The sequence below is a fragment of the Rhizobium sp. NPDC092011 genome (assembly GCF_044756305.1).
Lineage (GTDB): Bacteria > Pseudomonadota > Alphaproteobacteria > Rhizobiales > Rhizobiaceae > Rhizobium.
Window position 1 is genome coordinate 83,610 of sequence record NZ_JBIVSO010000014.1, and the last position, 11,552, is coordinate 95,161.

Below are 11,552 nucleotides of genomic sequence, written 5' to 3' on the forward strand. Positions count from 1 at the left end.
TGATGACCGCACGCATTCTGGTAGTCGATGATATCCCCGCCAACGTAAAACTTTTGGAAGCGCGGCTGCTGGCCGAGTATTTCGAGGTGTTGACGGCCGAGGACGGTTTGAAGGCGCTTGCCATCTGCGCGGGCACCCAGGTCGACCTCATCCTGCTCGACATCATGATGCCTGGCATGGACGGCTTCGAGGTCTGCGAGCGGCTGAAGTCCGATCCGCGCACCGCTCATATCCCCGTCGTGATGGTCACCGCGCTCGATCAGCCGGCTGACCGTGTGCGCGGCCTGAAGGCCGGGGCTGACGACTTCCTGACCAAGCCGGTCAACGATCTGCAGCTGATTTCGCGCGTCAAGAGCCTGCTTCGCCTGAAAACGCTGAGCGACGAGTTGCACATGCGCAACGAGACCGCGCGCAACTTCGGCATCGATGACCTGCTTCGCGCCGGTGAAGGCCGCGCTGACGACCTCGGGCATGTCCTGCTTGTCGATAGTCGCGCCAATTCGCAGGAGCGCATCATACGAGCGTTGAAGCCGATCGCGCAGGTGACGGCTATGTCCGACCCGCAGGCAGCCCTGTTCGAGGCGGCCGAGCGCCCGTTCGAGCTCGTTATCGTCAATTCGAATTTCGATGACTACGATCCGCTAAGGCTCTGCTCGCAGCTTCGTTCGCTGGAGCGCACGCGCTTCCTTCCGGTTCTGCTCGTCACGGAGCAGGGGGCTGACGACATGATCGTCCGTGCACTCGATCTCGGCGTCAACGACTACATTGTGCGGCCGATCGATCCGAACGAGCTGGTGGCGCGCTGCCTGACGCAGATAAGGCGGAAGCGCTACAATGATCGCTTGCGCGCCAGCGTGCAGCACACCATCGAGCTGGCCGTCACCGATGGACTTACGGGCCTGAACAACAGGCGATATCTGGACAATCATCTAAAGGTTCTTTTCGACCGGTCGCTGGCGCGGGCGCGGCCGCTCTCCGTCCTGATCGCCGATATCGATCGCTTTAAGCTGGTTAACGACACCTACGGTCATGATGCCGGCGACGAGGTGCTGAAGGAATTCGCCACACGCATCCGGTCCACCGTGCGGGGCGCCGATCTCGCCTGTCGTTATGGTGGCGAGGAATTTGTGGTTGTGATGCCGGATACGCCTGCAGACATCGCCGCCGTCGTCGCCGAGCGACTGCGCGCAGCGGTAGAAAACATGCCGGTGCGGCTGCGGGATACCGGCGTGGCGCTTAACATCACGGCCTCCTTCGGAATATCGTCTCGTTTGACGACTGTTGAGACACCGGAGCAACTGATGAAGCAGGCCGATCTCGCTCTCTATGAGGCGAAAAGAGCCGGACGCAACAGAGTGGTCGCTTCGGCTGCCTGACCGATAATGGGCCAAAATAGGTGAATTTCCCAATGAGTATTGAGGGGAATTCCCAAGTTTTGAACAGCCCTGATGCGGTTCCGAACCTTGTGCATCGCCTATAGGTGCTTCGGCGCGGCAAAGAGATAAACTTCTCAGTTTTATTGATTGTTGGAACCGCTTGCTGGTTTTGCGAGAGTGACCTCGGTTTAGGTCGAATATTCCATTATATAAAATCGTTATATTTGAGATTTTTTAATTTCGACGCAGAAGATAGGCTTCCCGTAAGTGAATTCTTATTTGTCTGTGCACATTTTCTTAAATATAAGTATTTATGATTTGCCAAAGATGCCGGGGATAAGTTTTTATTCTTGGTTGAGATTCAAGTTTGGTTTGTTAATTCTGTAAGAACATCATGTCATTTAAGACTTGAATTTTAACCATCCGAACAGACAGGTATTTTTCATCATTAAGAATTAGTTGATTTTCTTTCGATTTCGCGCGAATTTAGTCCCGTACAGAGACAGGCCCTCAGGGCTTCGAGATACCCCATGATGCTCAGGTCCGCCGCATCTCCTGGGTCGTGGGGTCGGTCGGCTGGCAGGCAAAAGATAACGGTTCCTCGTGCCGTTTTGCATGCTAGCCGGCCCCCAAATTCAAAACGCCGCTCTTCGGTTTTCGAAGGCGGCGTTTTTCTTTTGGTCAGGCAATGCGGCCGGCGTTCCGGCATATCTTGAATGGTGAAGACCATTGGGCTGCTTTGATGAAAGCAGCGCAAAACAAAAAAGGCGCTAGCCAGCAGGCTGCGCCTTCTTGAAACCCTAGGTTTAGGAAACTTACTTGATCTTCGTTTCCTTGAACTCGACGTGCTTCTTAGCAACCGGGTCGTACTTGGTCTTCGTCATCTTGTCCGTCATCGTACGGCTGTTCTTCGTCGTGACGTAGAAGAAACCGGTGTCGGCCGTCGACAGCAGCGTGATCTTGATAGTGGTAGCCTTGGCCATGGTCGTCCTGCCTTTAATAAAAATGAACGCCGTGGACGGCCAGTGCGGTGGTCCACGGCGAATTCTGGCGCGAAAATACAAATCGCGCCTGAAAAGTCAACCTCTGTTGCCCATGAAAAGCAGTCGTATCCCCGAAAGCAGGACATAAAGACCGAAGAAAAACGCCACAGCCCAGGCAAAGCCGCTCGGATTGGCCAGATCCATCGCCGTGCCGATCGCCGGTGGCCCGAGAACCATGCCGATCGCATAACAGAAAACGAAGGCAGCATTGGCCGCGACGAGATCGACGCCGGTGAGCCGCGTGCCGAGATGGCTGAGGCCGACCGTGTACATGCCTGAAACGCAGCCGCCCCAGAAGAGCAGGATGATGGCGAGAAGGATCCAGTTGGAGGCCAGCAGCGGCAGCAGAAGCGCGCCGACAAGGCCGATGGTGGCCATGATCGAGAGCAGGGGCCGTTTGTCGCGCATCCGGTCGGCGAGCAGTCCCAGTGGGATCTGAAACACGAAGTTGCCGACGCCCATGACGGTCAGGAGCAGCGCCGCCTGTGATTCGTTGAAACCCAGCCGCGTCGCATAGCTGGTAAACAGCGAGCCGCCGCCGACGGTAACTGCGCCGAAGACGAATACTGCCGCAGTCGCGGTCGGCACCAGGAAGATATAGCGTACGAAATGCAGTTCAGGCTTCTCGTCGACGGGCGGGCTTTCGTTGCGCGCGATGAAGATCGGAATGGCAGCAGCCAGGATGATGCAGGCGCCGATGATGAAGGGCATGATCCCTTCGCTGCCGACGAGCGAGAAGAGCAGGGGACCTGCGGCAAAGCCAAGCGAGAATACGGTAGAGTAAAGGCCGAGCACAAAGCCGCGTTTGGACGGAGGTGAGGCGGCGTTGATCCAGAATTCCGACAGGATGAAGAGCGTCGTCGTCGATCCGTGGAAAATGATACGCAGTGGGAACCACAGAAGCAGGTTCTCCGCGTAGTAGAAGCCCAGCGAGCTCAATGCGGAGAGCACGACTGCCCAGATCATGGTCTGTATGACGCCGAAGCGATGCGCGAGTTTGGTGGTTATGACGGCGGCGAGCATGGCCGCTACGCCCATCATAGCCGTGTTGAGGCCGATCAGGCTCGAGGAAACGCCGCGCTTCTCCAGAATGATGCTGAGAAGCGGTAGGCCCAACCCAATGGCAATACCCACGGCCGATACGGACGCGATGGCGGCGACGAGCGAGGGCCAGTGAATTTCTTCGACATGGCCGGCCTTGCCGTTCGTCGGTTCAAGCATAAACGGATCCTTGGGGCACATGGCGGGCGAATCGATCGAAACGTGGAACACAGAAAGCCACGGCTCGGCCAATTTCAGGTGACGGGTCGGCTTTCATGAGATCGGTTATTCCCCCAGAATGATCCATTCGACGCCCGGCATGTTCAGACAAGAAATGCCGCTCGTGTCAAGCCGTTGCCGGTAAAGCAATTCCTGCGAATCACGAATATGCGGCAAATCGATAGAGCATGATCCCGAAAAGTGTATGCGGTTTTCGGACGACATCATGCTCTACTTCTTGGTTCCTAGAGCGGATTCAGATTTTAGGTCGATCAGACCTAAAATCATCCGGCTCTAGCGGTTTCGGATGGGTGGGCGCAGCAATACGGAGAGGCCGCGATTTCTTTCGCGGGCATGGGACATAGGCTGACCGGCATGCTCACGATCGGCCGTTTCCCTGGTCCCATTCGTCCGGACTGTCGTCATAGCCGCCGAAGCCATGCATGCGCAGCGCCCATTGCAGGCCGATGACGCCGCCTTTGATGGGCTGTATGATCGCGAGCGCCGCAATGACGGTAATCGGCCCCCATATGGCCAGGTGCACCCACATAGGCAGCTTGAAGGCCATGTCCGTCATCATGTAGCCGCCAACGACAATATGGCCGAGAACGAAGATCACGATATAGGGCGGCAGGTCGTCTGCCCGCTGATGGAAGATCTCTTCGCCGCACACGGCGCAACTTTCGACCGGTTTCAGGAAGGCACCGAAGAGCTTACCCGTGCCGCAACGCGGGCAGCGATTGAGCATGCCGCGGACAATCGATCGACCGAGCGGGCGCTCGCTTTGATCAGTGCCGCCGTAGCGGATGGGAGAATCGGATGGACTGCCCGTCATGAATGCTCTTCCTTCTTGCCGGCGACCTTCCTCTATCGGCGGCCGCGCGGCGGTCTGGTCCCGGGCGTCTTGCGCGCCTGGCCCTTGTTGCGGCGGGTCGCCTTGTGGAAGGAGCGTACCGCCGTCGGCATCGGCCGCCCGTCGCTCAGCATTTCGAAGCGCAGCGCTCCGGCCAGCGGCACGGCTTCTGCCAGCCTTACGGTCACGTCGTCGCCAAGACGGAAGCCGAGCCCGGTCTTCTCTCCGGTCAGCGCCTGATGCGCTTCGTCGTAGATGAAGTAATCGGTGCCGAGCGTAGATATAGGGATGAAGCCGTCGGCGCCATAGTCGGGCAGGGTGACAAAAAGTCCCGATTTGGTGACGCCGCCAACGCGGGCCTCGAATTCCGCGCCGACCTTGCCGGCCAGGTGATGGGCGATCAACCGGTCCACCGTTTCGCGTTCGGCGGCCATGGCGCGGCGCTCGAATGTGGAGATCTCGGCGGCGATATCGTCGAGCGATGCCTCCTCGTCCGGCGTGATACCACCTTCGCCGAGGCTGAGCGAGCCGACCAGTGCGCGATGCACGATCAGATCCGCATAGCGGCGGATCGGCGAGGTGAAGTGGGCGTATTTCATCAGGTTCAGGCCGAAATGCCCGATATTGTCCGGGCTGTAGATCGCCTGGCTCTGTGAGCGCAGCACCATCTCGTTGACCATGGTCTGATGCGGCGTGCCCTCAGCCTTTTCGAGAATGCCGTTGAAGCTGTTGGCTCGCACATTACCACCCTTGGCAAGCGATATGCCGAGCGTCGCCAGGAATTCGCGCAGGATCTCCTGTTTGGCGAGTGTCGGGCCATCGTGGATGCGGTAGATCAGCGCCTGCTTCCGCTTTTCGAGCGTCTCGGCCGCCGCGACGTTGGCCTGGATCATCATCTCTTCGATGAGCTTGTGCGCATCGAGGCGCGGCGGCACGAAGACGCGATCGACCGTGCCGTCGGGCTTCAGCAGAATCTTGCGTTCGGGCATGTCGAGCTCGAGCGGCTGACGCCGGTCGCGGCCCTTCTTCATGATGTTATAGGCGTGCCAGAGCGGCTTGAGGATCGGCTCCAGCATCGGTCCGGTCTTGTCGTCGGGCTGGCCGTCGATTGCTGCCTGCGCCTGCTGGTAGGAGAGTTTGGCGGCGCTCTTCATCATGATGCGATGGAAGGTATGGCCGGCCTTGCGACCTTCCCTGGAGAAGATCATCCGCACGGCAAGAGCAGGGCGGTCGACACCTTCCTTGAGCGAGCAGAGGTCGTTGGAGATGCGCTCGGGCAGCATCGGCACGACGCGGTCGGGGAAATAGACCGAGTTGCCGCGCTTCAAGGCTTCACGGTCGAGCGGCGAATTCGGGCGCACATACCAGGAGACGTCGGCGATGGCGACGGTGACGATCACGCCGTCGGGATTGTCGGGCGAGGGGTCCATTTCGGCATAGACGGCGTCGTCATGGTCCTTGGCATCGGCCGGATCGATTGTTATCAGCGGCAGACTGCGCCAGTCCTCGCGATGGGACATCGTCGCGGGCTTGGCCGCATCGGCCTCCGCAATGACGGGAGGCGGAAAGACATGCGGGATGCCATGCGCATGGATGGCGATCATCGAGATTGCCTTCTCCGAGGCGACGGAACCGACGACCGACAGCACCTTCGCCCGGGGCAGGCCGAAACGACCAAGACGGGCCACTTCGACCTCGACCAGATCGCCGTCCTTGGCGCCGCCGGTATAATCGGGGTCGATCACCATTTCTTCCCCGCGCCGCTCGATCGGCATCAGCCGGCCACCGCCGCCGGGCGTTTCGCGGAAAACGCCCATGGAGGCGCCCTGCCGCTTGTCCAGAACCTTGATGATGCGGGCCGTATAGGCCGGGCCGCCGCGATCCGTTGCCGCGAAAATCTTCGCGAGAATGCGGTCGCCCATGCCGGCGACGGGCGCCTTGCCCTTGCCGTTGCGGCCTGCCGGCGAGGAGGATTGCTTGATCATGACAGCCGGAGCGACGCCGTTTTCGTCGGCCCATTCGGCAGGACGCCCGATCAGCATGCCATCCTTGTCGCGCGTGGTGATATCGAGAACGGCGATCGGCGGCAGCGCGCCGGGGCGGATGAGCGACTTGCGGCTCTTCTGCACCATGCCTTCTTCTTCGAGCTCACGCAGAAGGTTCTTCAGCGCGACGCGGCTTTCGCCCTTCAGCCCGAAGGCTCTGGCAAGCTCGCGCTTGGAAGCCTGTTCCGGATGGTCGGCGATGAAGCGTAGAATGACCTCGCGGGGCGGCAACGTGCCGTGGATGATTGCCATCATCGGCTCGGCGTCACCGCTTGCCTTACCGGCGCGACCGGGTTTGCCGGTGCGTCGTTCCGACGATGGGTTCCTGCCGCGCGGTTCTCTGCTCACTCTGCACTCTTCTTTTTCGCTGCCGTTTTGGCCGCAGGCTTCTTCGCAGCAGCCTTCGGCTTGGCGGTCGTTTTCGTCGCTTTTGCGCCGGCGGCCGCGGTCTTCGCCTTGGCCGGCGCCTTCTTGGTGGTGCCGCCACTCTTACCGGCCTTCGCGGCGATCAGAACCAGGGCTTCCTCAACCGTGATCGCCTGCGGGTCCGTGCCTTTCGGCAGGGTAGCGTTGACCTTGCCCCAGTTGACATAGGGGCCATACTTGCCGTCGCGGACCGTGATCGAGCCGCCGCCGTCCGGATGTTCGCCGAGATCCTTCAGCGCTGCCGGCGTGCCGCGTGCCCTGCCGCCGCCCGCCTTGCTCTGCTTTTCGGCAATCAGCGTCACGGCGCGGTTCAAGCCTACGGTGAAAACGTCTTCCACGCTTTCGAGATTGGCGTAGCTGCCGTCATGCAGCAGGAAGGGGCCATAGCGTCCGATGCCGGACGAGATCATCTTGCCGCTTTCCGGGTGCTTGCCGATATCGCGTGGCAGCGAGATCAAAGCCATCGCCTTTTCATAGTCGATCTCTTCGGGCTTCCAGCCCTTCGGCAGTGAAGCGCGCTTTGCATCCTTGCCGTCGCCGCGCTGGATATAGGGTCCGAAACGGCCAGACCGCAGCGTCAGCTCTTCGCCGGTAACCGGATCCTGACCGAGCGCCTTCGGCTCGTTCAAGCCGTTGGATTCGGCTTCCGCGCCGCCTTCGGAAGAAAGCTGGCGGGTGTAGTTGCACTCCGGATAATTCGAGCAGCCGACGAAGGCGCCGTATTTGCCGAGCTTCAGCGAGAGATTGCCGGTGCCGCAGACCTGGCAGATGCGCGGATCGCTGCCGTCTTCGCGCTTGGGGAAGACCAGCGGCGCCAGCGCCTCGTTCAGCGCGTCGAGCACGTTGGTGACGCGCAGTTCCTTGGTATCCTCGATCTGCGCGAAGAAATTGCTCCAGAAGTCGCGGAGCACGTCCTTCCAATTCAATTCGCCGGCGGAAATGCGGTCGAGCTTCTCTTCGAGTTCGGCAGTGAAATCGTATTCGACGTATTTGGTGAAGAAGCTTTCGAGGAAGGCCGTTACCAACCGCCCCTTGGCCTGCGGCAGCAGCTTGCGCTTGTCGATCGTCACATAGTCGCGGTCACGCAGCGTCGCGAGCGTCGCGGCATAGGTCGACGGACGGCCGATGCCGAGCTCTTCCATTTTCTTGATCAGCGAGGCTTCCGAGTAGCGCGGCGGCGGCTCGGTGAAATGCTGTGTCGAGTTGATCTTCTGCTTGGCGAGATTCTCGCGTGCATTGATCTCCGGCAGACGACCATCTTCGTCTTCGGCATCGTCGCTCTGCTCGCCGTCTTCCTTCTGGTCGGTGTAGGCTGCGATGAAGCCGTCGAAACGGATTACCGAGCCGACCGCGCGCAGACCGGCCTTCTTGCCGGCATTGTCGGCGAGGATTTCGACGGTGGTGCGCTCGATCTCGGCCGATGCCATCTGGCTGGCGATGCCGCGCTTCCAGATCAGGTCGTAGAGCCGCAGTTGGTCGGCATCGAGAAACTTGCGGACGCGGTCCGGCGTGCGGTCGAAATCGGTCGGGCGAATGGCTTCGTGCGCTTCCTGGGCGTTCTTCGCCTTGGTCGAGTAGAAGCGTGCCTTCTCCGGCAGGTAGCGGTTGCCGAATTGATCGGCGATGGCGTGCCGTGCCGCCTCGATCGCTTCCGGCGCCATCTGAACGCCGTCGGTACGCATATAAGTAATGAGACCGACCGTTTCGCCGCCGATATCGACGCCTTCATAAAGCTTCTGCGCGACCTGCATCGTGCGCGAGGCCGAGAAGCCGAGCTTCGAGGAGGCGGCCTGCTGCAGCGTAGATGTCGTGAAGGGCGGTGCCGGGTTACGCTTGACCGGCTTTGCCTCGACGCTGTCGACGACATAGGCGGCGCCTTCGAGGAGTGCCTTCAGCTTGCCGGCTTCTTCGCCGTTGCCGATTGCGCGCGGCTGCAGGCGCTTGCCGTCGGCAGCAACGAGGCGTGCCTCGAATTCATCGCCGCGCGGCGTCTTCAGAATCGCCGAAAGGTTCCAATATTCTTCAGAAATGAAGCGCTCGATCTCGGATTCGCGGTCGCAGACGAGGCGAAGTGCGACGGATTGCACGCGACCGGCCGAACGGGCGCCCGGCAGCTTGCGCCACAGGACCGGTGAAAGATTGAAGCCGACGAGATAGTCGAGGGCGCGGCGGGCGAGGTAGGCATCGACCAGCGGCACATCGATATCGCGCGGATCGGCCATCGCGTCGAGCACGGCCTTCTTAGTAATGGCATTGAAGACGACGCGCTTCACCGGCTTGCCGTTGATGACACGCTTCTTGTTGAGGAGGTCGAGCACATGCCAGGAGATCGCTTCACCTTCGCGATCCGGGTCGGTCGCGAGGAACAGGGCGTCGGACGATTTCACCGCATCGGCGATGTCCTTCATGCGCTTTTGCGAAGCGCCATCGACTTCCCAAAGCATTTCGAAATCCTGATCCGGCAGCACCGAACCGTCTTTGGCGGGCAGGTCACGCACATGGCCGAAGGAAGCAAGAACCTTATATCCGGGTCCCAGATATTTGTTGATTGTCTTGGCCTTGGCAGGCGATTCCACCACTACAACATTCATCATTAAGTCTCTGAATAAGAGGTCGCGCCTAAGCAAGGCGCGGAAGAAACCGGGTTTTTCCGTCTTCTCGGCTCTCCGACATGGACAGGGAATTCGTCGCGGTCAAGAGGCGAAGGCAATTTTTGCCATCGACGCGGCGATGCGAAGCTTAGAATTGGTATGCGTGTCACAGTTTTCAATCCAGCATGGAGATCGACACCATCCCGCCGGGATGGCGATGCAGCCGGCCGGCCATGTCCAGTTCGAGCAGAACAGAGTGAACGGCCGATATCGGCAGGCCGGTGTGGCGGACGATATCGTCAATCTCGACCGGTGTCGGACCGAGCGCCTCGACGATGTGATCGCGCTCGGCATCGTCTGGCGGCACGGAGATCGGTTTCCTTCGCTCGACCGGCGCTTCCGGTGGGCGGGGATGAAAGAGATCGGGCTCTGCCATCGGTCGTAGCGCTTCGACGATATCGTCCGGCTTCGTCACGATCATCGCGCCGTCCTTGAGCAATCCGTTCGTCCCTTCGCAGCGCGGATCGAGCGGTGAGCCGGGAACGGCAAAGACAAGCCTGCCGAATTCTCCGGCGAGCCGCGCTGTGATCAGCGAACCGGAACGCGTTGCCGCTTCGACGACAACGATGCCGAGCGAGATGCCGGCAATGAGACGATTGCGGCGCGGGAAATCACGAGCGCGCGGCTCCCAACCGAACGGCATTTCGCTGACGGCAAGGCCGTTGCCGTCCCAGATCTCGTTGAGCAGGCCGATATTCTCGGGCGGGTAGGGCTGGTCCAATCCGCCCGCCATAGCGGCCATGGTGCCGGTCGCGAGGCTGGCGCGATGCGCTGCCGTATCGATGCCGCGTGCCAGGCCGGAGACCACGGCATATCCGGCTTCACCGCAGGTACGCGCAATCATGGCAGTGAATTTGGCGCCGCTGATTGAAGAGTTTCTTGAACCGACCACGCCGATCGCCGGCCGCGTCGCTGTTGTTATGTTGCCCTTGACCGCAAGAAGCGGCGGCGCTCCGTCGATTTCGCGAAGGGCGGGAGGATAGTCCGGTTCCCCTATACCGATAAAGCGTGCGCCGAAGCGATGCACCGCCTCAAGCTCCCGCACGGCGTCGCGCTCGTCGGCGATACGGACGGCGCGCGTCGAGCCGCCACGCTGCGAAAGCTCCGGCAGCATGGCAAGCGCCGCCTCGGCGGAGCCGTAGTGATTGATGAGGTCGCGGAAGGTGGACGGGCCGACATTGTCGGAACGGATGAGCCTGAGCCAGGCGATCCTTTGTTTTTCGGTCAGCGCAACTCCGGTTCGTCTTGCGCTGCCTGCGTCCATTACCCCTTTGCTCCGATCTTGCTTTCCGTCCCGGTGGTGAGGCGGGCAATGTTGGCCCTGTGCTTGTACCAGGAAATAATGGTCATCAACGCCATGGCGGCGGCGATCTTATCGACGCCCAATATCCACAATACAACCGGAATGACAAGGGTTGCAACCAGCGCGGAAAGTGAGGAGTAGCGGGTGGTGAAGGCGATGACCAGCCAGATGATGGCGAAGATCAGAGCCATCAGCGGCGCCAGGCCAAGCAGGATGCCGAGATAGGTCGCCACACCCTTGCCACCCTTGAAGCCGATCCAGACCGGGAAGATATGGCCGATGAAGGCGGCAAAGCCGGCCAGCACGCCGGCATCCTCGCCAAAGAAGTGTGCGACGATCAGGACTGCGGCCGTTCCCTTGAAGGCGTCGAGCAGAAGGGTCGCTGCAGCGAGCCCCTTGTTGCCTGTACGCAGAACATTGGTCGCGCCAATATTGCCGGAGCCAATATTGCGCACATCTCCGAGCCCGGCCATGCGCGTCAACAACAGGCCGAAGGGAATGGAGCCGAGCAGGTAGCCGATGACGAGGGCGGCCAGCGCGGTTTGCGGGGAAAGCTGCCAAGTCCAGAAGTCCGCCATCACGTCTTGTTCTCCGT

Annotated in this window: 8 protein-coding genes; 1 reads left to right on the forward strand and 7 read right to left on the reverse strand. The window is 60.5% G+C overall.

Going from position 1 to position 11,552, the window contains the following annotated elements; genetic code table 11:
* Positions 1 to 2 precede the first annotated feature (2 nt).
* The gene (locus ACIQJ2_RS32055) at positions 3 to 1,376 is read left to right on the forward strand and encodes a PleD family two-component system response regulator (RefSeq protein ID WP_400675099.1); all 1,374 of its coding nucleotides are present in this window, start codon (positions 3 to 5) and stop codon (positions 1,374 to 1,376) included.
* Positions 1,377 to 2,191: 815 nt separating this feature from the next.
* Here the strand turns inward: ACIQJ2_RS32055 and rpmG are convergent.
* The 7 genes from rpmG to plsY all read right to left on the reverse strand — a co-directional run bounded on the left by rpmG (position 2,192) and on the right by plsY (position 11,535).
* A complete protein-coding gene (rpmG, locus tag ACIQJ2_RS32060; RefSeq protein ID WP_400746684.1) occupies positions 2,192 to 2,359 on the reverse strand; it encodes a 50S ribosomal protein L33 in 168 nt (55 codons plus the stop codon).
* Positions 2,360 to 2,455: 96 nt separating this feature from the next.
* Positions 2,456 to 3,640 carry an MFS transporter gene (locus ACIQJ2_RS32065; protein WP_199144742.1) on the reverse strand — a complete coding sequence of 395 codons (1,185 nt, stop codon included), beginning with the start codon at positions 3,638 to 3,640 and terminating at the stop codon, positions 2,456 to 2,458.
* A gap of 418 nt (positions 3,641 to 4,058) precedes the next feature.
* Complete coding sequence (locus ACIQJ2_RS32070) at positions 4,059 to 4,514, reverse strand: DUF983 domain-containing protein (protein ID WP_400675103.1); 456 nt, start codon at positions 4,512 to 4,514, stop codon at positions 4,059 to 4,061.
* A gap of 32 nt (positions 4,515 to 4,546) precedes the next feature.
* On the reverse strand, positions 4,547 to 6,925 hold the full coding sequence (gene rnr, locus ACIQJ2_RS32075) for a ribonuclease R (protein ID WP_400675106.1): 2,379 nt from the start codon (positions 6,923 to 6,925) through the stop codon (positions 4,547 to 4,549).
* Positions 6,922 to 9,594 (reverse strand): type I DNA topoisomerase, encoded by a 2,673-nt coding sequence (topA, locus tag ACIQJ2_RS32080; RefSeq protein ID WP_400675182.1) that lies wholly within the window; start codon positions 9,592 to 9,594, stop codon positions 6,922 to 6,924. The genes rnr and topA overlap by 4 nt, the downstream gene beginning before the upstream one ends.
* Positions 9,595 to 9,769: 175 nt before the next feature.
* Positions 9,770 to 10,918: a DNA-processing protein DprA gene (gene dprA, locus ACIQJ2_RS32085; RefSeq protein ID WP_400675109.1), complete on the reverse strand. Its 1,149-nt coding sequence runs from the start codon at positions 10,916 to 10,918 to the stop codon at positions 9,770 to 9,772.
* Positions 10,918 to 11,535: a glycerol-3-phosphate 1-O-acyltransferase PlsY gene (gene plsY, locus ACIQJ2_RS32090; protein ID WP_210344966.1), complete on the reverse strand. Its 618-nt coding sequence runs from the start codon at positions 11,533 to 11,535 to the stop codon at positions 10,918 to 10,920. The genes dprA and plsY overlap by 1 nt, the downstream gene beginning before the upstream one ends.
* Between the last annotated feature and the right edge of the window lie 17 nt (positions 11,536 to 11,552).